This window comes from Xylanibacter sp., from assembly GCF_057607445.1.
This window is the reverse complement of sequence record NZ_DBLZAX010000001.1, coordinates 325,826-347,013: the sequence shown is the minus strand read 5'-3', so window position 1 is coordinate 347,013 and position 21,188 is coordinate 325,826. Positions and strand designations below refer to the sequence as shown.

13 protein-coding genes are annotated in these 21,188 nt (G+C 48.3%); 4 read left to right on the top strand and 9 right to left on the bottom strand.

Annotated features, from left to right (window positions below; translation table 11 throughout):
* Positions 1 to 61: 61 nt before the first annotated feature.
* From ACZMIG_RS01410 to ACZMIG_RS01385, 6 genes are all read right to left on the bottom strand, one after another.
* Positions 62 to 1,744 carry a hypothetical protein gene (locus ACZMIG_RS01410; protein ID WP_487888895.1) on the bottom strand — a complete coding sequence of 561 codons (1,683 nt, stop codon included), beginning with the start codon at positions 1,742 to 1,744 and terminating at the stop codon, positions 62 to 64.
* Positions 1,745 to 2,250: 506 nt separating this feature from the next.
* Positions 2,251 to 4,320: a TonB-dependent receptor plug domain-containing protein gene (locus ACZMIG_RS01405; protein ID WP_302697878.1), complete on the bottom strand. Its 2,070-nt coding sequence runs from the start codon at positions 4,318 to 4,320 to the stop codon at positions 2,251 to 2,253.
* Positions 4,321 to 4,736: 416 nt separating this feature from the next.
* Entirely contained in the window at positions 4,737 to 5,399 is a 663-nt protein-coding gene (locus ACZMIG_RS01400) for a porin family protein (protein WP_487888894.1), read from the bottom strand.
* A 205-nt stretch (positions 5,400 to 5,604) separates the two neighbouring features.
* Entirely contained in the window at positions 5,605 to 7,053 is a 1,449-nt protein-coding gene (locus ACZMIG_RS01395) for an MFS transporter (protein WP_021855063.1), read from the bottom strand.
* 133 nt (positions 7,054 to 7,186) lie between these two features.
* The gene (locus ACZMIG_RS01390; RefSeq protein WP_487888893.1) at positions 7,187 to 9,661 is read right to left on the bottom strand and encodes a bifunctional UDP-N-acetylmuramoyl-tripeptide:D-alanyl-D-alanine ligase/alanine racemase; all 2,475 of its coding nucleotides are present in this window, start codon (positions 9,659 to 9,661) and stop codon (positions 7,187 to 7,189) included.
* A gap of 227 nt (positions 9,662 to 9,888) precedes the next feature.
* Entirely contained in the window at positions 9,889 to 10,692 is an 804-nt protein-coding gene (locus ACZMIG_RS01385) for a GSCFA domain-containing protein (RefSeq protein WP_487888892.1), read from the bottom strand.
* Between the two features lie 223 nt (positions 10,693 to 10,915).
* Here ACZMIG_RS01385 and ACZMIG_RS01380 point away from each other — a divergent pair, with 223 nt between their 5' ends.
* The gene (locus tag ACZMIG_RS01380; RefSeq protein ID WP_487888891.1) at positions 10,916 to 11,254 is read left to right on the top strand and encodes a hypothetical protein; all 339 of its coding nucleotides are present in this window, start codon (positions 10,916 to 10,918) and stop codon (positions 11,252 to 11,254) included.
* Between the two features lie 222 nt (positions 11,255 to 11,476).
* Here the strand turns inward: ACZMIG_RS01380 and ACZMIG_RS01375 are convergent, their stop codons facing one another.
* From ACZMIG_RS01375 to ACZMIG_RS01365, 3 genes are all read right to left on the bottom strand, one after another.
* Positions 11,477 to 14,317: a bifunctional fucokinase/fucose-1-phosphate guanylyltransferase gene (locus tag ACZMIG_RS01375; protein WP_487888890.1), complete on the bottom strand. Its 2,841-nt coding sequence runs from the start codon at positions 14,315 to 14,317 to the stop codon at positions 11,477 to 11,479.
* The gene (locus ACZMIG_RS01370; RefSeq protein WP_287603032.1) at positions 14,314 to 16,812 is read right to left on the bottom strand and encodes a YfhO family protein; all 2,499 of its coding nucleotides are present in this window, start codon (positions 16,810 to 16,812) and stop codon (positions 14,314 to 14,316) included. The genes ACZMIG_RS01375 and ACZMIG_RS01370 overlap by 4 nt, the downstream gene beginning before the upstream one ends.
* A 130-nt stretch (positions 16,813 to 16,942) precedes the next feature.
* Entirely contained in the window at positions 16,943 to 18,388 is a 1,446-nt protein-coding gene (locus ACZMIG_RS01365) for a sialate O-acetylesterase (protein WP_487888889.1), read from the bottom strand.
* A gap of 256 nt (positions 18,389 to 18,644) precedes the next feature.
* Between ACZMIG_RS01365 and ACZMIG_RS01360 the strand changes: the two genes are divergently transcribed.
* The 3 genes from ACZMIG_RS01360 to ACZMIG_RS01350 all read left to right on the top strand — a co-directional run bounded on the left by ACZMIG_RS01360 (position 18,645) and on the right by ACZMIG_RS01350 (position 21,116).
* A complete protein-coding gene (locus tag ACZMIG_RS01360; protein WP_443983458.1) occupies positions 18,645 to 19,712 on the top strand; it encodes a hypothetical protein in 1,068 nt (355 codons plus the stop codon).
* 111 nt (positions 19,713 to 19,823) lie between these two features.
* Positions 19,824 to 20,507 carry a 5'-methylthioadenosine/adenosylhomocysteine nucleosidase gene (locus tag ACZMIG_RS01355; RefSeq protein ID WP_021855071.1) on the top strand — a complete coding sequence of 228 codons (684 nt, stop codon included), beginning with the start codon at positions 19,824 to 19,826 and terminating at the stop codon, positions 20,505 to 20,507.
* A 129-nt stretch (positions 20,508 to 20,636) separates the two neighbouring features.
* Positions 20,637 to 21,116: an S-ribosylhomocysteine lyase gene (locus tag ACZMIG_RS01350; RefSeq protein ID WP_287603024.1), complete on the top strand. Its 480-nt coding sequence runs from the start codon at positions 20,637 to 20,639 to the stop codon at positions 21,114 to 21,116.
* Positions 21,117 to 21,188 lie beyond the last annotated feature (72 nt).

Genomic DNA, 21,188 nt, shown 5'->3' with positions numbered 1-21,188 from the left:
CGACGTATCCGCATTATACGGACTTAGAATAACCATACGGCCGACAATTTGCATCCCTTGTCTATTCCTCTAAATATATATTTGTACGTATGCCGTCAGCATCCCTCTCAAAAATCAGGCGGTTGCTTCTTAACGTCTTACCGTCTATGGTGACTTCCATATACTCGCCGGAAGCCTTCCTCTGATATGAGATAAGGTTTGTGTCGTCTATATCTTCGCTATATTCGCTCTCACCTTCGCTGGCAAAATAAGACGAACATTCTACAGGACCTTTAGGGGTTTCCCACATTATATTCACATCATCGTCAAACCATAATGCCCCGTCTATTTTTCTTTTTATCTTTACAGACATGCCGTCATGCGTAAGACTTGTATAACGGATATACGGTTTCTTGTCATATACTACTGTAAAAGGAACAACGCCAAGGCACACCCAGCCTACATTTACTGAAAGTTCAAAGTAGCCACGGGCTATGAAGTTCTCTGTGTCAAACTCTTTGAAATAATTTTTCCATATACTGATATGTTCGTCTATCTTGCCCGGTGAGACTATATTTACATATTCACCGCTATGGTCTCCCACCAATCTAAAATTCAGCTCAAATCCAGATTCCGAAAGATAGTCAGGAACAGAGAGATTGCCAGACAGATTGACTTTAAGCGCGCCATCTACGACAGGCTCGTTGACAACCACAAAATTATCCATCACGATCTCGCCTCCATAAAAAATCTTCAAATTGTCAGGACCGTCTTTTTCAAAGCGCACAAGATGAGGCGGTATGTATTCGCCGCGCTCCACCTTATCCTTTTCCTGCTCTGACACCATGAAAGCACGGACATAATAGGCTTTGCTCTCCATATTCTCCGGAACATCCACCCAAACATAACCGTCCTCTGGCTCCGCCGGCACCAGGTTAGTCTTATATTCGTAGTTACCCAACGCCACATCAGGCGAGCTGCCGAAAACCAGACCGCAGTATACTTTGTTATCCATCTCCTCTCCATAACGGCCTGAGCCATAGCCGCGGTTGAACGTTTTATTGTTTACAGGATCTAATGCTATTCCTATTTTATTGCTGTATGTTGTACGCTCATGTTTATAATGCAGCAACAGCCCTTTGCCGAAAAGGTCGTCACGCAAGTCTTGGTTCCACGCTTCGTAATAATATACAACTTCACAGAAGTTTTTGATGTCCGCGTCATCGTCAGGCGCAGAAGATGTGTTATATTCGCCTCTATCAACGGCTGCAAACAAGTCGTTGATGTTCGTCTTTACAGGCATGGGCAGCAAAGACACTGTCTTATAAACGGCTTTAAGGTTTTCGGTCATTTTCTCAAAAGGATTTCCCGAAGTTGGTTCTTGCACATTGAAGTCGAAAGACTCATGCATCCAAGAATCTCCTAAATAAGAGACGTTCAGAGTGTTATCACGAACAAAGAAATAATACCACACTGAGTTGATGCACGCTTCTCTGACACGGCATTTGTCGTCGAAAACAAATACGGCATCATAACTGTCCATGTCGGTCATCTGCATGACATACCCTCCGTTGACAATATCTGGAGAGCACTGCATCCGCAAGTCATTGTCCAAGGCTACAGCCCATTTCCAACCTTGACGAAGCATCTCTTCGTCATCAACTTCAACAACCACAGGACCTTGTTCCTCTTCGCTGTCAGTACAGCCTGACAGAACGTTCATAACCAATAGTACGATTGGCAGAATGTAATAGATTTTCTTCATAGTTTTTGTTTTGTCACAGTTTTCATTCTCATTATACACTTATGCTGTCTGAAACAGCTGACATCATTCTCAACACCAAATTTACGAATTTTATCCTCCAGTTCTACACTCCAGGCAAATATCTCTGCTAAATGTCTGTTTAGCTTGGAGTTTTTGCAAAAATATACAAAAATTAATAAATAGGCAAACAATTAAAGGGGATTTATTTATTAAAAACAAATGACAGACAAAAACATCTCCGAAAATTGTAAGCAAAACATCAGAAAATAATTACACTTACGAAACGCCGACATCACAAAAAAAGAAATACATTAAGCAAAAATAAGCCGTTTGCTTTCGGACTGAAACCGATAGAGTTACGATGCAAAAGTGGCCGAGTTTTGATACGAAAGTGGGCCGTTTACGATACGCAAACAGCCCACTTATTTTATGTCTTTCAGCATGCTGTCAACAGCAATGCATTATTGACGCAGACGGAGACAGACACGCTGAAAGGTCTATTGATGTCACCAAACGTTCCATCTTACTCCTGCCATAACCCACAAACCGGGCTGAGGCACGTTGCCATAGTCGACATAGGTGGCGTCTAACAGGTTGTTGGCCTCTACATAGACGCTGTAGCGCGACTTGTCCCACGACAGACGTGCGTCTACAAGCGAATAGGGCTTATAAGTGACAGACACGCCCTGCGGATCGGTGTATGACCCTACGCGATACTGATAGCGATAGTTGACATTTAGGTTAAGGGCGCTCACGATGTGCAGGCCGAGACCTGCCACGAGCTTATGCCTTAGATACTCGAGGGCATAAAGCGACTGCACGCCCGGCTCCTTGTCCTGATTCTGGTCGATGTAGCTGTAGGACACATTTAACGTGCGCAGCACATCCTGACGTGGCAGCAGACTGGCGAAGCGGAACTTCAGCGAAGCCTCAAAGCCGGTGGAATTTATCTCGGCGTGATTAACCGATGTCCACACGGCATTCTCTCCGAGCGAAGTATCCATTATCCAGTCTATCATGTTTGTTCCGTGATGATGATAAACCGACAGTGTACCGGTTATTCCTTCTGAAACATACCTGACGCCTCCCTCAACGGCACTCATCTCCTCGGGCTTCAGATATTTGTCGGCCTTGTGTCCGTCTACCGAATAATAAAGTTCGGTGAACGACGGCATGCGCAACGACATGTTGTAAGATGCAAACACCTTCCAGTTCTGCCCTATCCTGTAGCTGACGTCAACGCCGGGATAAATCTTGAACGGCATCTCGTTCCATGTGTTCTTAACGGCCGTAAAGCCGGCGGAAAGGGTGAAACGTTTAAGTATGACGTTGTGTTCAAGATAAAAACTGAGGTTGCTTCGGTTAAGGCCATAGGCATAGTTGCGGTCGGTGCCGTGGATGTGTATCGGATTGTCGAGCGGCTCGCCGAGGTTTCCGCTCACAAGGTCTTCGTTGCGGAATTCGGCTCCGAAGGCTGTGCGCCCCAAAATCCAGTCGAACCAGCTGTTGAGGTTAAGTCCGAACACATCGGTGCGGTTATAGTTGAAGGGCGACTTGTCGGGCGCTCCTCTGTAAAACTCATAACGGTCTTGAAAACGGTTCCAGTAAATAGACGGCCGGAAGTGGAACTTGCCTCCTTTCGTCTCGGCCTGAACGGCCGTGAAATATTTTGTGGTATGCTCATACTGCTCGTCGGACAGAAGACTGTAGAACGTATTGCTGCCCCATCCCTTGTCGCTAACTCCGGCGTGCCATCCTATCGTGAGGTGGTCGTCATCATAACGTCCCTGATAGAATGCCCTCGCGCCTTCATAGTCGGCGTTTAGACGTCCGCTCTTGCTTCGCAGCCAACCGTCGCTACGCGTATAGCCCGCGCTCAGCTGATTGTTCCACTTGTCTTGCTTCAGATTAACACGTCCTCCGGCAGCCAGATAGCCAAACGAGCCACCTTCGGCATGAACATCGGCACTGCTTTTTGCTCCGAGCTTTGTAACAATGTTGATTACGCCCACAAGCGACGATGTTCCGTAGGCTCTTCCGGCAGGTCCCTCAAGCACTTCAATCCGCTCAATCTCGCTTATATCCACGGGCAAGTCTAAGGCGTTGTGCCCCGTCTGCGGGTCGCAGATGTTTATGCCGTTAAGCAAGACGGCGATGTGCTCGCTGGTGCCTCCGCGTATGCTGATGTCGGTCTGTGCCCCGATAGGGCCTCGCTGCCTGACATCCACGCCTGCGGCATACTTGAGCAAGTCGTTAACACTTTGCACAGGGGCAGCGGCAATCTCGTCGCGCCCGAGTACGTTTACAATTCTCGCCGCATGGCCTCCTGTCAGCGGCGCGCGCGAAGCCGTAACGTCCACCTCGTCGAGCATCACGGTCTCACCGGTCGTCTGCATAGTGCTGTCCACCTTCTCTACCCTGGTGCTTATGCCGTCGGCCTTGGCATAGGTAAGAGTGGCAACACTAAGCGTGCCGATAAGCACCTCTCTGCCCAGGCAAGAAAAGAGCGAATAGCCCTTGTTGCCGAAACGAGAGAACTTAAAGCTTTCACGCTTGTTGAAAATTGTTTTGTACATAAAATTTGATATAATTAAAAAAATTAACGTTTCGCCTACGCGAAACGTCCGCAAAGATAGTGAAAGGCGAGAGTAATACAAAATAAAACTTGTTTTATTTTTATTACCGAGCCGCATCCTATCTTATCTAAAGATAGTGAAAGGTGAGTGAAAAGGCAAATATAAAACGTAGTTTTTATTTTTGACTTTTCCGAACCGCATCCTGTCTTGTCTAAAGACAGCGAAAGGTGAGAGCAATACAAAATAAAATAAGTTTTATTTTTATTTCCGAACCGCATCCTGTCTTATCTAAAGATAAAGAAAGGCGAGTGCGATACAAAATAAAAACTTGCTTTATTTTTATTGCCAAGCCGCAAACTGCCCTTTGATAAAACAGCAAAAAATAAGTTCACCCGTTAAGTGAACTTATATACTTTTCAGAATAAATAAGCAAAAGACGCCGTGAATGTTCTGTTTTTGCAGTCTGTGCCTGTCTTATTAACATTCTTCATTCCCCAATCATATCCAACGGAAAGCTGAACATGGCGGGCTATTTCTGCTCCGGCACGGAAGCCCAGTCCCCAGTCGAAACGTTCTAAGACTTTGTCACTGAACAAATTGTCTGATGCATTTTTCGTCGTGGAAGTGCCCTTGCCATCTGTAACAGTCATTGTAGATTTGCCAAACAGACCGATGTTAAAATATGGTCCGGCATTAACAAACAGGCTTACATTACGCCCAACGGAAAACTTATATCCCATATGAACCGGAATATTCAAATAATAAGGACTGAACTTATAATCAAAAGTGTTATTATTAGTTGTTTCATCTAACCTGGAAATGTTATATCCGCTGTAATAATAACTGGGTGACTTCCATCCATAAGAAGACAGCATCAGTCCAAAGTCTAAATAAAGTCCTTTTGTAAACTGCGGAAGGCCAAGTTCACCCTTTAGGCCGGCATGAAAACCTGACTGAGCATTATAACCACTCGGAGAACTGAGATTATAACCTGCCGTTGCTCCCACTCTGAAATCTTGCGCTTTTGCCACCATACAGAATGACAAAAATAAAAGCGATGTGAATAAAATCTTCTTCATACTAAAATATGTATTAAGATAATTAATTTATCATTTAACACGCAAGGCAGGAAATACCCCTATTCTGTAATGTTAAAATATCATTAGTTTGCCGTTAACCTGTTTTCTGCTTTTCAGGAACTAAAGAATAAGGATATATATACATACGAAAAAAGAGGAGAACGCCTACGCATTCTCCTCTTTGGATTTATCTTAAATAAGATTATTATTCAACAACGATTGGCTTATACTTCGGAACCAGGGCCTTCATTATAACCCAAGCCAGCAGATAAGCAACGGCGCAGATGCAGAATACAATCATATATGCACCCGGTTTGCCTTCCATACCAAGGAACGAGAAGGCTGAACCCATGCCCTCAGCATAAGTGAACAGCTCACCTGCACCGAGGTTGATAAGCAGTGAACCGATACCACCGGCCATTGCGCCTATACCTGTAATGGTTGCGATAGTTGATTTGGGGAACATATCACCGATTGTAGAGAACAGGTTGGCAGACCAAGCCTGATGACCTGCACCGGCAAGACCGATGATGATTGCGGGGAACCATGCAGAATTTGCACCAAGCGGCTGAGCGAACAGCGCGAACAGCGGGAAGAATGCAAAGATAAGCATAGCGCGCATACGGCCTGCATAAGGACCCATGCCCTTCTTCTCAACAAACAGCTTAGGCAGGTAACCGCCGTAGATTGACAATACGGTAACAATGAGATAAAGCACAAAGATAAGAGCCATACCCATTGTTGAAGAAGACTCATAACCGAACTGGTCTGAGAAATAAGCCGGAGCCCAGAACAGATAGAACCACCAAACACCGTCGGTGAAGAACTTACCTACAACGAACGACCATGTCTGCTTATACTTGAAGCACTGCATGAACGGAATAGTCTTTTCCTCTTTAGCCTCAGCTGAAGCAGGCTCCTCTTTTTCGTCCTGATTGATATATATAAGCTCTGCCTTGTTTACTCTCTTAGAGTTTTCAGGTTTCTCATAAAGATGTGCCCAGAAGAACATCCACACGAAACCAATCGCACCGATGATGATGAATGCCATCTCCCAACCGAAATGCTTGGCAAGGACAGGGATGGTAAGCGGAGCTGCCAAAGCGCCGACAGACGCACCTGAATTAAAGATTGAAGTTGCAAAGGCGCGGTCTTTCTTAGGGAAGTATTCTGCCGTAACCTTGATGGCTGCGGGGAAGTTACCTGCTTCACCGAGAGCAAGGATGGCACGGCAAACGAGGAAGAGCCATACGCTGAGCGTTGCAATGGCAACGGCCATTGTGCTTCCAGCCTCAACGGCACGGAGAGCTTCTATTGAGTCGAGGCCCTCAACCTCCATAGTAACCCAGCCGCATCCTGCGTGCATACATGCACCGAGCGACCATATAAAGATAGCCCAAAGATATCCTTTCTTTATGCCCATCCAGTCGACAAACTTACCTGCGAACAGACAAGCCACAGCATAAAAGACAGAGAAGAAACCGGTAATCATGCCATAATGAGCATCATTCCAGTGGAACTCGGGTGCTATAAAGTCTTTCCACGTAAGCGACAGCACCTGACGGTCAAGATAATTGACTGTCGTAGCGCAGAAAAGCAAAGCACAAATTACCCAACGGAAGTTGGTCATTTTAGTAGTTTGAATAGGATTCATTTTTATTTGATTAATAGTATTTTGTTTCAAGCAATAGTTTGTGCAAAGGTAACACTTTTTTTCTTAACCGATACAGCCGTATTTGTTAAAATAGTATAAACACCATAAACAAGAAAAGGCTTTAAAATAAAGCCTAATCTTGAAAATAAACTCTCTTTACGCGGTTGCTTATGCTTGTAAGCACCTCGTAAGGTATTGTCCCAAGCACGTCCGACAGCACCGTTACAGGCAGATGCTCGCCGAATATCTCCACGGTGTCGCCTTCCTTACAGTCTATTCCTGTAAGGTCTATCATGGCCACGTCCATACAGATGTTGCCCACATAAGGCGCTTTCTGGCCGTTGACAAGGCAGTAGCAGTGGCCGCAGCCCAGACGGCGGTTAAGTCCGTCGGCATATCCGATAGGTATGGCACCGATAACGCTGTCGCGGGTGAGCACACCCTTACGGCTGTAGCCCACTGTGTCTTCCTTCGGCACGTGGTGTATCTGCAGTATGGTGGTCTTCAGCGTGCTGACCGTATTCAATACAGAATTGTCGCGACTGTCGATGCCGTACAGACCTAGACCCAGGCGGCACATGTCCATCTGCCGCTCCGGGAAGTGCTCTATGCCGGCTGAGTTGTCCATGTGGCGCAATATCTTGTGGCTGAATGCCGACTGAAGTTTCTTGCTGCCTTCATCGAACAGCTTAAACTGCATGGCAGAAAAGTTGTCGAAGTCGTCACTGTCTGAACCAACAAAGTGTGAGAACACCGAGCGCGGTATTATTGCGTTCTGATGCTTCAGGCGACTGATAAGCTCGTCCATGTCGCAGCGCGGGTCAAAGCCAAGGCGGTGCATACCTGTGTCGAGCTTTATGTGTACCGGATATCCGGTTATTCCCTCTTTCTGTGCAGCCTTTACGAGGGCATCGAGAAGGCGGAAGCTGTAGACCTCGGGCTCGAGCTTATAGTCGAACATTGTCTTGAAGGCCGTCATCTCCGGGTTCATTATCATTATGTTGCACGTTATGCCGTTCTTTCTCAACGTTACGCCTTCGTCGGCAACGGCAACGGCAAGATAGTCAACGCGATGGTCCTGCAGGGTCTTTGCCACCTCAACTGATCCTGCACCGTAAGCATCAGCCTTAACCATGCACACCAGCTTGGTGGTAGGCTTCATGTATGAACGGTAGTAATTCAGGTTCTTTACAACAGAATTGAGGTTCACCTCCAGTATCGTTTCATGCACTTTCTGCTCAAGCAGCTCTGTAAGTCTGTCGAACGAGAACTTGCGCGAGCCTTTGAGCAGTATCACCTCGTCGCGCAGCGATCTGAACACGATGCTTCCGATAAACGAGTTGCAGTCGTCAAAGAAGTACTTCTCTTCTATCATTATCTCATCGGCGCAACGGCTTATCTCCGGACCGATGCCGATAAACTTCTGCACGCCGCGCTTTACGGCAAGCTCTGACACCTTTTTATATAATGTGTCGCCGTCTTCACCGCTCTGATATATGTCGCTCAATATGAGCGTGCGGCGGCGTCCCTCATGGTCGGGGCGGCGGTTCATGAAGTCGAGGGCTATGTCGAGCGAGTTGACGTCTGAGTTGTATGAGTCGTTAATCAGTGTGCACCCGTGCTGTCCTTCCTTCACCTCGAGGCGCATGGCCACAGGCTCTATGGCCGGCATGCGCTGTGCTATTTCATCAGCTGTAAGTCCAAGATGAAGCGCAACGGCAGCACATGTTATTGAGTTGGCAACCGAAGCCTCGTCGATAAACGGCAGTGTGTAGGCAGACTCAACGCCATTGAACACATAGGTTACGGTGGTCTGTGTGTTTTTCTTGTCAACCGACTTTACGAACAGTCTTACAGACGGATCCTTCACCGACCATGCAATCTGTTCGCCTTTATAGTCGTAGCTTTCAACACATTGTCTTATCACCTCGTCGTCGTAAGGATAAACAATGGCCTTTGAGTCGTAAAACAGACGTAGCTTCTCATGACACTTGTCTGCCATCGACTTAAAGTTTTCCTGATGGGCGGCACCAAGATTGGTGATAACGCCAACAGTGGGCTGTATGATGTCGCGCAGCGACTCCATCTCGCCGGGCTGGCTTATGCCTGCCTCGAACACTCCCACCTGGCTCTGCTCGCTCAGCAGCCATACCGAGAGGGGCACACCTATCTGCGAGTTGTAGCTGCGCGGACTGCGCGTAACCGTCATTGAGGGCGAGAGCAGCTGATAGAGCCACTCCTTTACAACGGTCTTGCCGTTGCTTCCGGTGATGCCCACCACCGGAATGTCAAACTCGTCTCTGTGGCGTTCGGCAAGGCGCTGAAGGGCCTCAAGCGCAAAAGGCACTTTCAGGAAGTTGGCGTCAGGATAGTCTTTCTGCCAGTCAGCCGGAAGCACCTCTACCACAAAGCTGCGCACGCCGCGCCTGTAAAGGTCGGCTATGTACTTATGACCATCGTTGCGTTCGGAACGTATTGCAAAGAACAATGTCTCCTCCGGAAAACAAAGGCTGCGGCTGTCGGTAAGAATCCATCTTACGTTGCCGTCGCTCTCGCCATAACGGCGCGCGCCTATAAGAGTTGTAACTTTTTCAATTGTGTAAACCATCTCAATTGATATTATTTTGTTTCTTATTTAATCTTTGTCATTGAAAAGAATAAAGACACGTAACAGATATTCAGAGCCACATAAAGACACGGCCGGGCCACACTGCAGCACCACCGGGCTGCATGCCGTCTGGACATGCCCGCGCACGGGCAAAGCATCCATCACTGCACCCTAACAGCCGGCCAAACAGCCTGAACAAGACACTCAAGCCGGCCATGGGTGCATAATTAAGGTACAAATTTCGGATATTTTTTTGAAAGAGCCTTAACTTTTAACATTGTTTTATTCATAAACTCCTTATATTCGTCAGAGTCGGGCCTGAACGGCTTGTGGCCCAACGCCTCCTTTATGGGGCGCCACTCTTCGATAAAGCGCTTTGCTGCCGGCGAGAAATAAGCCTCTGAGAACAGTTCCCATATATAGTCTACGGTCTGCTGTGAAGGATGGAGCATGTCGGAGGCATAGAAGCGATAGTCGCGAAGTTCGTCGTTTACAATCTCGTAGGCAGGAAAATATGTAACCCTGCCGGGATATTTCCTTACCATGAGGTCGGCGGCGAGCAGCAGCGTGGCTTTAGACAGCTGGCTGCCGTGATAGCCATACTTGGCGTAACGTATCGGACTGACGGTAATTATCACCTTCACGTCGGCATTTCTTCCGGTCAACAGTTCCACTGCTTCAGAAAGATAGCCTACACACTCGTCTATCGTGAGTTCGCGTTCCGTGAACAGTCTCTGCGGACGTTTTGCGCAGTTGTCCACTATCTCGCCTGTTTCGTTCAGTATATATACATGATTTGTTCCGAGTGTCATCAGTGCCACGCGCGGCGCAGCCTCGCTCCGTGCCACGGTATGCAGGATGCTTGCCGGATTATACATCACGCCGTAAGGATTAACCACGGCATTAAACTTCTCTTCGACAAACCGCTTGCCTATGTTGTCGGCAAAGCAAGAACCAACAAAGAGCATGTCTTCAAAAGGCTCAATCTCAAAGTCGGGCTTGTCTATCTTAACTTTTGTCCTGAACTCCATATCATTTCCTCTTTTCCCCTGCAAAGTTAATGCAAACTGAGAGCAATACAAAACAAATCGCATTTGTTTTTATGGCCGAGGTGAAGCTTAACTTATTCAAAGTTAATGCAAACCGAGAGCAATACAAAACAAATCACATTTGTTTTTATGGCCGAAGTGAAGCTTAACTTATTCAAAGTTAATGCAAACCGAGAGCAATACAAAACAAATCGCATTTGTTTTTATGGCCGAGGTGAAGCTGAAACGCTTGGAAATATACAGGTACAACAAACAGACATTAAGCAAAACACGGCAAATTAGCCTGCAAAAGGTATGCTTTTGCATGATGAAACACGACCTTTTGCAACGTAATAGATATGCTTTTAGAAAAAGGTCTGATAAAGGAAAAGAAACGAAAAAAGTGTTTCACAAAAACTCGTCACTCATCACAACGGCACATAACGCCCTGAAATACAGCGCGTTATTGTGTGATGAGTTGTATTTCCAACTCATCACGCTTAAAGTCAACCAATATCGGGAAAGCACTATCAACGCCCCCAAATATCCTTGTGTGATGAGTTGAACAAGCAACTCGTCACACTACAACATCCTGACAATCAGGATATTATGCTGTAATGTGACGAGTGACGAGTTTTTATAAAAAACTTTTTCGGTTTATATCCGCAAATTTGTTAATACGGATAATTATAAATGAAAACCAAGAACAAAAACTACAAATGCCATGACCGCATAATCAGGCAAAGCAAATCATAATTTTCAACTCTCAATTGTCAATTCTCAATTCTTAGCTTCGGCTCACCTGCAAGCCCTTGGTGCTGAGCGACATGTCGACAAAGCGTGCATTGGCATTTGGCCTGTTGCTGTTGAGTATCTGTTTGATACGGGCTGCCGCGTCAGGATCCTTGGCCACCATATACAGATAGCCGCCTCCGCCTGCACCTGCAAGCTTATAGCCAAGACACAGGTCGTCTATAAGTTCTGTTATGCGGCGAACGCTTTCGGGATTGGTGCCGCTGTCGATGGCCTGATTCTGAAGCCATGTCTTGCGCACAAGCATACCCATCTTATTGAAGTCGGCACGCTGTATGGTCTCATACATGTCGAGCGAGTGCTGCTTCATCTCGCGCAGACGTGTCAGCTCGTCGCTCTGATTGAGGAACATGCGGCGCACTATCTCTGCCAGGATGTTCTTTGCCGTGCGTGTTATGCCCGTATAATAGAGCAGGTGGCAAGGCGTGTACTCAGGCTGTGTGAACAAGTCGGACGGAAGCCAGCGCACCGTAGGACACTGGTCGAAGCCGCGGCCTGTCTGCAACAGCTTTACGCCCTGCAGTATTCCGCCAAACTGGTCTTGCCATCCGCCTCCGGTTGTGAGCAGCTGCTCAAGCACAAGCGTGCGGTGGCCAATCTCGTTCTTGTCCCATGCAAGGCCGCAGAAGTCGTTGAGCGCACCGAGAACGGTAGACGCAAGCATGCTGCTCGTGCCCAGTCCGCTGCCTGCTGGAATGGCAGAGAGCAGTGTCAGCTCTATGCCGCAGCCGAAAGCCTTCAGCTGACTTTCGAGCGAGCCGAACTTCTCGGCACAGTAGGCGGGCACAAAGCCTGCAAGGGCCAGCGCGGCCTTGGGTATAGAGAACGGGCTGCCTACATGATGATAGTCGGCAAGCTGCTCGTATGTGGTAACCTCCTCAATGGCTCCGAGGTCGATGCTGCGCAGCACGATGTGCGGCTCCTTACACGGACGGACATACGTCTGCAGCGGCGGCTGACCGTTAAGCTCGATGGCAAGGTTGACAACGCTGCCGCCCTCCATGAGGCAGTAAGGCGGCGTGTCGGTCCATCCTCCGGCTATGTCTATGCGCACGGGACTGCGGCCCCACACTATCTGGTCGCCGTATACCGACATGCGCGGACTCTGTTTCTCGGTGAGCACCTGCTGTGTCAGTCCGTCGCGCAACAGGGCAAATGCCTTGTCTTCATTCTTCTGATATTCGTTGCCACTGATTCGTGCCAGCTCAGAGCGGAACATTGAGTCGTGTATGCGTGTCAGCAGCGGCGCATTGTCGCTTATCGCATCCGGCTGGGAAATGTTGAACTTGGCAAAGTCGCGTGCGGCATCGTCAAGGTCGACCTGATAGAACACGCTATGCTCATAGTTGCGTGCCAGAGCCTGCCAGTTGGCAGCACGCAGCAGGTCGCGCTGCTGCTGAAGCCTCATCAGGTCTGCCTCAGCCGAGATGTCGTCGGCGCTGAGCCTGCGGCTTCCGCTCCATATCCCGGCACCCTCTTTGAGTTCCGGTTCAGAGAGCATCCAGCGTAATACGAGTCCGGCATCATTCACGTCAGCACATGCCGGGAATATGCGTGCCGACTGCAGGTCGGCATTTCCGTCTATCGTGTCAATGTCGATGTTGCGCTCGGCAGCCCATTCGGCAAACGGACGTCCGAGGAACGTAACGCTGAGGTCATGAAGGTCGCCGCGGAACTTATCGTCGTATCCGTAAGGCCTTACTACATATTCGTCTTCGCCGGCAGGCACAATGTCAACACACTGTCCCGGCTGAAGACTTATTGTCCAGTTGTTTTCGGGCACGCCCGTTATGATGTTCTCATGCGCCAGCGTCCACGACGAAGGCACATAGCTGTTTTCTATCCAAAGATTCTGGTTGCGCTCAGTGATAGCCGTACCCACGCATGCATTCTGAACGAACATGGCGGGGTGAGGCTTCAGCGAGTGATGCATTATCTCGCGCTGGTCGTTGACAAGATTCTGTATAGCAAGTGTCGACGACAGAATCTCATGACTTGTGCCGAAATGATAAAACTCGCCGCCAGGCAAAGGCAACACTGCCACGCTCAGACTGTTGAGCTCGTCGTCCTTAACCGAAGGATCTGTGCCGAGCGAGCAGCCGAACTCAGAATAGAGGTCGTAGTTGATGCGCTCGCCGTTGCGCTTTGAGCGCTGCATGAGCAGCTTGACGGCGCGGTCGCTCAACAGCCACACGCCTATGTCAGTAAGATAGAAATGATCCTTTAGCAGTTCGCCGAGAGTCTTCACCGAAGGCTTCTGCATCATGCACTCAAGCACCGACGGGGTTTCGCGTCTTGACACAAACACACCGTGGTCTTTGGCTATCTCAGGGCCGAGCCACAGGCCGTAGCACACCACGTCGGCCTCTGGTATAGGCTGAAGCGGCTGAGTGGCACGTATATACACATCGCCACTGACAATCATGGTGTGCATGTTGTCGGGCGCGCAGCTCATTATCTTGTCGTAAAGGGGTATCTGCAGCGACAGAAGATTCTGCGAGAGCCTCTGTCCGCGCTCCCAGCGGAACACCGGCACGGGCGTCAGCACCTTGCCCGACGGGGCGTAGGCCGGCAACCGGCGGCTCTGTCCGCCGGCATGCAGCAGCAGGCGTCTGTCTGAGGCAAGCCACTCGTCGAAGCTCTTGCCGTCTGAACTTTCGGCATAACAGGCCTCCAGCAGCCATGTTGAACCGCCGCCCGAACCGAGCTTATGCCCTATGGGGTCGTTGGTGCAGAACCATTCGCTGCGGTCGTGTCCGGTAACATCATGAAAACAGTTTACCAGATTTGGCGGCAATGACAAAAGCTTTTTCATTTAACCTTCCCTTTCTTTTTCATTTCAATATATACAACAAACAGAAGCGCCAGAATAAGTACGGCATAAGCTATATATGCTATGGTCTCGGTTGTGCTGACAGACTTAGGATAGAACATCAGTTCTACGTTGTGCTTGCCCGGTGCGACATTGATGGCACGCAACAGATAGTTGACACGTCCGAGCTCAACGGGGTTGCCGTCGACTGTGGCTGTCCAGCCGGGATAATACACCTCGGAGAACACTATCACACCGCCGGCATCAGAGCTTACGCTATACTTCAGGTGGTTAGAAGAATATGATGTGAGCTTGACAACCGACACACCACCCTGCTTCTTGGCGTCCTTCAGCTGACTCTTAAACTTGGCGTCGGCCACTGCCTCATGGCGAAGGTCAATCTTTCCAACTCTGTCTATTTCGTCGTTGGCGCTGTTTACATAGGTTATACGGTCTACAAACCATGCATTGCCGTAAGCATACGGATTCTTCAAAGGCACGGTCTGTCCGCTCTGAAGCGGGAATATGAAATATCTTGCGTTGAGCATGTTGAGCACCGGATAGATGCTGTCGCCGTTGATCTTGGTCATGTCGCCGCCGGCCTCAGCCACTGCGGGCACAAGCTTCTGCATCTCAGGAGCTATGTAGGCGTCTATCATGTCCTGATAACGGCGTAACTTGGCGGCGTGGTATCCGCCTATGCTGTTGTGATAGTAAGAAGTTTCGTTCTCGTTGAACGTGTTAGAGGCAAGGTTGAGCACACGGTAACTGCCGAAGTCGGTCTTGTCCTGAAGGATAATCTTGTCGGTCTCGGTCATCTCTATCGGTGCCTCGCGCTCACTCTTGTTGACAAACATGTCGTTGTTGAGGTAGCGCTTGTTGACCTGCCACATGTCAACAAGACAGAGAACTATCAGCGCTCCCACCATGTATTCTGTCTTCAGTTTCTTTGCCTTATAGAGCAGCAGGCAGAGAGTGCCGATGACGATGATGAAGAACGAGCGCCAGCAGTCGGCAGTGAACATGGCGATACGCATCTCGCGCAGATTGGCGAGCAGCGGGTTAAGATAGTCGGCCGGTATCTGCTGCAATGCCCTCATCTCTTCAGACGAAATGAAGTCTGAGAAGAACATTGTAGGCATAACGGCAAACAACAGGGCAATGCCGCCGGTGAGGGCAAAGCTTGCATAAACGTATTTTATCTTTTGAGTAAGGATTTCAGGCTCGTCGACAATCTTCTTCAATGCAAGCATTGCCAACAGAGGTATAGTAAACTCGGCAATGACAAGTATCGACGCCACCGTGCGGAACTTTGAGTACATCGGGATATAGTCGATAAAGAAGTCGGTGAACGGCATGAAGTTCTTACCCCATGACAGCAGTATAGAAAGCACCGTTGCGGCAAGCAGGGCCCACTTCATAGGTCCCTTAACGATAAACAGGCCTAAGACGAACAGCATGAGCACGAATGCCCCGACGTAAACGGGGCCGCTAGTTCCGGGCTGTTCACCCCAGTACTGTCCGAGCTGCTGATATATATCTATAAAGTTGTTGTCGGCATGTTCCATGGCAGTCTTGTTCTGTGCCAAAGGCATTGATGCGCCGCCCTTGGTGTTGGGCACGAGCAGAGTCCATGTCTCGCCTATGCCGTAGCTCCACTGCGTTATATAGTCGCGGTCGAGTCCGCTGCTTGTCTGGTTTGCCGTGTTCTTTTTGACCAGTTCGCTCTTGCCGCGCATCGATTCCTGGCTGTACTCCCATGTGTGATAAAGGTTGCTCAGGTTGATGCATATACCTATTATGGCACCGGCAGCACACACAGCCGTGGCCTTGCCGAAATGAGCCAGTTTGTGGTTACGGATGGCATCAACGAGATAGGCAATGACCATAAACAGGATGACAAACAGGAAATAATACGTCATCTGCACGTGGTTGGCGTTGACCTCAAAGGCCGTAAACAGCGCCGTGACAATGAGTCCCCACAGGTATTTGCCCCTGTAGGCAAGCACCACTCCGGCTATCATAGGCGGGAGATATGCCAGAGCCATAACCTTCCAGATATGTCCTGCGGCTATGATTATGAAGAAATAGCTCGAGAAAGCCCATATTATGGAGCCCAAAGCCGCCAGCGACTGGCGGAAATCGAACGCACGAAGAAGGATATAGAATCCCAGCAGATAAGCAAAGACATACCACACGTTCTCAGGAAGGAAAAGATGATAAGCCTTTACGACCTGGCCCAGTCCGTCGGTGCTGCTGTACGAAGGCGCCGTCTGATATGTCGGCATGCCGCTGAACACGGAGTTCATCCAGCGAGTCTGCTCTCCGGTTTTCTCCCTGTGTTCTGACAGTTCTCGCCCGAGGCCCTTGCTTGCAGCCGAGTCGTGGCGGAAAAGAATCTTTCCTTCAATATCGGCAGGAAAGAAGTATGCGAAAGAAATAGCCGCGAACAGCAATATGACCAGCACGTCGGGCAGGTATTGTTTCCATGTTTTCATTGATACTTACGTTTTTAAATTAAATCTGAGTGCAAAAATACACAAAATTCATGACATCAGTCAACTCTTTGCGTAAAATTAAGATGTATTCGTTGCTTGCTGCCGGCATGGCGCCGCATCAGCATTAATGTCACTTTATTTTTTCCGTCGCCCTAAACGGCGCGGCAGGCAAACCTGAACCATTGCACAGATTAGGCTGAGAGCTGTCGCTCCAGCAATAACGCACCGTCACAGGTCTTGCCATATCCGTTTTTGAACTTAGCACAACCTTGTTGTCTACAATCTGGGCTTTGGCCGTGTTGTAGCGGTTCTTTGTGTTTTTCAGTTTAAAGTTGTCGGGCATCTTTCCGTCACGTGTCTTCAGACCGTCAGCGTTTTCAAATGTCAATATGACCTTATCGCCTTCAACTTCCATGCTTTTAAATGTAGGTCCCGAACTTACGACATCTCGCCCATAGGTCTTATTTAAGGCAAGCAGGGCCAGGCGCTTTCCGACAATCCATTTATATGGCGGATGTATATCTTTAAGATTATCCACCAGGTCATTAATAACAATCATACCCGTATGAGGAACATCAAGACAAGACGCCTGCTCCTCCCAAAATTTAGGAAGGGCATCCCACGGCAATCCGTTCTCATCGCCCTTGCGGTCTGAATAGAGATAAGGTGCCAGCTGGACGAAATAAAACGGCATGGCGTCATCATGCCAAGCCTTTCGCCAGCCGTCAATCAGCGCACGCTGCTTGACATCATACCCTACGCCTCTTTGGTCCAGAACATTTGCCTCGCCCTGATACCACAGAAATCCGCGCATAGAGAATGGAGCCAGCGGAGCTATCATCGTGCGGTAATGATCGGCCACAGGCAGACCATAATAGCTGCCGTTGGCGTATCCATCATTCAACTGCGACGAGCCCTTGAACGCCTCTTCTGGCATCCACGACTCAATCATCGATCCTCCCCACGACGAGGATATCAGTCCGACTGGTACGTCAAGACTGTCAGACAGATTCTTTGCAAAGAAATATCCTGCGGCAGAAACAGGGGCAAGACTTTCTTCAGACAACATCTTCCATCCGGCAGTAGGCAGTATCTCGCCATTATTTGAACACTCTACATACATTGTGCGTATTATCGGACTGTCTGCCGCCTTAAATTCCTTATACAGCACCTCCGGGTCGCCTTTCTTTGGGCGGGCATGGTGCGGGTGGTTGTTCATGGAATATTCCATGTTCGACTGTCCCGAGGCGAGCCACACTTCGCCAACAAGAATATTGCTTAGCACAATTTTTCCTGACTTTGAACTTACCACAAGTTTTTGCGGTTTCTTAGTAGCACTCACTGCTTTAAGCACGGCAATCCATTCACCGTTGGCATCGGCTACCGTACAGGATCTCTGAGACATAAAACTTATTTTTATATTCTCGCCGGCAGGAGCCTTTCCCCATACATATACTGGCTTTTCCTGCTGTATCACCATATTATCAGTAAATACCGGTGCCACGGTAATATCGGCAAAAACAAACAACGGCAATAGCGACAGCGCTATTATCAATAATTTATAGACTTTAACCATAAGAGGATGTAAAATATGATTTGTTTTCAAGTACGCAAAAGTAATATTTTTTCAACTACTCCACATCATTCTTAATAACTTTTTAGCGCAGTCCGGCCTTACCGGCACTCTGAAAGAAACAAAATTCATATATTTTGCACATATTCGGACCCCGTCAGGCTGTTTTTTCCTATATAAGTATTATCTTTGCCAAGAGCGTTGTTCTGGCATACAGTAACGCGTTATTATAGGTTACATTATTTTAAAACTAATATTTATGAGAACGTCATTATTACACAGGATATCAATGGCATTGATATTCGCATTTGCCGCATTAAATGTTTATGCCGGAATTAATTCAGGAGACGAGCCGTATGAGTTTGAAGAGGGCCTTAGTGATGGAGGTACTTATTATTACAGGACAAAAGATCTTGAGTTTAAGGCATCCAACACTGAAGAAATTGTACTTGGAGGTCTTCAGCTTCTGTATAAGAAAGGAATATATCCGGTAATCTCAATAAGGATTGCAGGCTTTGAACAGAGTCTGATAGACCTTGGAAAAAAAACACGCAGATACGAAGACAAGGCTATGATAAACCAAACACTGACGCTAACGCTTACAAACGGCGAAGTGATAAGTACATACGAGGCAGGAGTGTCTGATGTCCTGAAAAAAGAATTTGAAGACGCAGAGATGGCTAATCTAGGAATACAAGCGTCGGTATCTGATCTTTCGAGCAGCCGCAGCGACTTTTCCTCCATGTCATCAAGCAACCGTATAAGCCACGTGATACAGCAGCTTACGACCTTCAACATAAAAAAAATCGTAATATCCGGCATAACACTCGACGTGTCGACAAAATCAGCCCCTACATATCTGGCAATGTTCAAGGCACTCGACAAAAGATTCGGCCTCAACTACCTTAAAGCACCGTCGTACAACACCTACACCAATGTGAGCGCAACGGTGAAGTCTATCACCACAGAGCATAACCTCTACCAGAACGGGCAGAAAGGAATGAATGTCAAAGTGAGCTTCGACGTAAGCGGCATGAAGGGCAAGACGGGCATCTGCGTAGCCTACTTCTACTTCGAAAACGGAACGGCTCTGAACGACTACAACAAACATTATTACACTACCGACGGCAAGGTGTCGTCTTCAACAAAATATACGCCGGGGTGGGACAACACGACATACACCGACCTAAAGATTTTCATACCCTACAGCGAACTTCATCTCGGAAGCGGCAAGTCGCACCTGAAGGCTAAGGTTGAAATATTCGACAACAACAACCGCAGCATAGGCAGTAGCCAATGGACCTACTTCAACTACACCTATCCATGATGCGCCTGCCAGCCACACATTCTAAGAGATTTTTTGCCTCCTATAAGCCGGCGGCACGCTGATATGTCGCAAATTCTTTATATCTTTGCCACATAAAACAACAGCATAAAGATGAAAATAGGAATAATAGTGGCAATGGACAAGGAGTTTGTGCAGCTTAAGGCACTGCTCGAGAACGCCACAATGGAGCAACACCACAAGAAAGACTTCGCCGTGGGTAACATCGGCGACAAGGACATCGTTATACAGAAATGCGGCATAGGCAAGGTAAACTCTGCCATAGGTGCCGTGGAAATGATAAACAACTATGCCCCCGACCTGGTGATATCTACCGGCGTGGCTGGCGGAGCCGACGTAGAGATGAACGTAACGGACGTCATCGTGGGCACGTCATATTGCTATCACGACGCCTACTGCGGCAGCGAGTGCAGCTTCGGGCAAATCATCGGCATGCCGCCTGCATTTACGGCACCAAAAGACCTCGTAGAAAAAGCTGTATCCCTGAGCGGCGAGACAAAGATTCATGCCGGTCTGATTGTCAGCGGAGAATGGTTTGTCGACTCACGAGAGAAGATGCAGGGCATACTCGACAACTTTCCCAAGGCCAAGGCCGTCGACATGGAGAGCTGCTCTATAGCGCAGACCTGCCACATATACGGAGTGCCGTTCGTAAGTTTCCGCATAATCAGCGACATACCGCTTAAGGACAACAAGGCGTCGCAATACTTCGACTTCTGGGCAAGACTTGCCGAAAAGTCGTTCAACGTTACCAAAGAATTTCTTAAAGTAATATAAGCAATGAGTTACTGAGATGTCAAGGGGCGACGCATTTGTCAGAATATCCTCAAAAGTCGGACAACAAAGAAATACAACAAAACATTTGTATTAACTCCTTAACACCCTAACTCCCTAACTTCTAAAAAGATGAAAAAGATTCCAAGTTTTACAATCGACCACAACCGCCTGCTGCGCGGAATATACGTATCACGTAAGGACAGCGTAGGCGGAGAGACCGTCACCACATTTGACATACGCATGAAGGAGCCTAACCGCGAACCTGTTGTTCACGCCGGCGCACTCCACACCATTGAACATCTGGCTGCAACCTATCTGCGCAACGACCCGGAATGGAAAGACCGCATAATTTACTGGGGCCCGATGGGATGTCTCACAGGCAACTATCTGCTCATGCGCGGCGACCTTGAACCGAAGGACATCGTGGAGCTGATGAAAAAGACATTCAAATTTGTTGCTGACTTTGAAGGCGAAATACCGGGAGCTGCTCCGAAGGACTGCGGCAACTGGCTGCTGCACGACCTGCCCATGGCACGATGGGAGGCACGCAAGTTCCTGACAGAAGTGCTTGAGGTAATCAAAGACGAAAACATGAATTATCCCGGCTGATATGCCTCTGTTATTTAAAATAAGTTAAATCATGTCACATCAGCAATGCGATTGCGTACTAAAATCAGAATA

Coding starts and splice junctions, on each gene's coding strand:
- ACZMIG_RS01365 (WP_487888889.1), bottom strand. CDS start 18,388: ATGGTTAAAGTCTATAAATTATTGATAATAGCGCTGTCGCTATTGCCG.
- ACZMIG_RS01360 (WP_443983458.1), top strand. CDS start 18,645: ATGAGAACGTCATTATTACACAGGATATCAATGGCATTGATATTCGCA.
- ACZMIG_RS01355 (WP_021855071.1), top strand. CDS start 19,824: ATGAAAATAGGAATAATAGTGGCAATGGACAAGGAGTTTGTGCAGCTT.
- ACZMIG_RS01395 (WP_021855063.1), bottom strand. CDS start 7,053: ATGAATCCTATTCAAACTACTAAAATGACCAACTTCCGTTGGGTAATT.
- ACZMIG_RS01410 (WP_487888895.1), bottom strand. CDS start 1,744: ATGAAGAAAATCTATTACATTCTGCCAATCGTACTATTGGTTATGAAC.
- ACZMIG_RS01350 (WP_287603024.1), top strand. CDS start 20,637: ATGAAAAAGATTCCAAGTTTTACAATCGACCACAACCGCCTGCTGCGC.
- ACZMIG_RS01385 (WP_487888892.1), bottom strand. CDS start 10,692: ATGGAGTTCAGGACAAAAGTTAAGATAGACAAGCCCGACTTTGAGATT.
- ACZMIG_RS01390 (WP_487888893.1), bottom strand. CDS start 9,661: ATGGTTTACACAATTGAAAAAGTTACAACTCTTATAGGCGCGCGCCGT.
- ACZMIG_RS01400 (WP_487888894.1), bottom strand. CDS start 5,399: ATGAAGAAGATTTTATTCACATCGCTTTTATTTTTGTCATTCTGTATG.
- ACZMIG_RS01375 (WP_487888890.1), bottom strand. CDS start 14,317: ATGAAAAAGCTTTTGTCATTGCCGCCAAATCTGGTAAACTGTTTTCAT.
- ACZMIG_RS01370 (WP_287603032.1), bottom strand. CDS start 16,812: ATGAAAACATGGAAACAATACCTGCCCGACGTGCTGGTCATATTGCTG.
- ACZMIG_RS01405 (WP_302697878.1), bottom strand. CDS start 4,320: ATGTACAAAACAATTTTCAACAAGCGTGAAAGCTTTAAGTTCTCTCGT.
- ACZMIG_RS01380 (WP_487888891.1), top strand. CDS start 10,916: ATGGCCGAGGTGAAGCTGAAACGCTTGGAAATATACAGGTACAACAAA.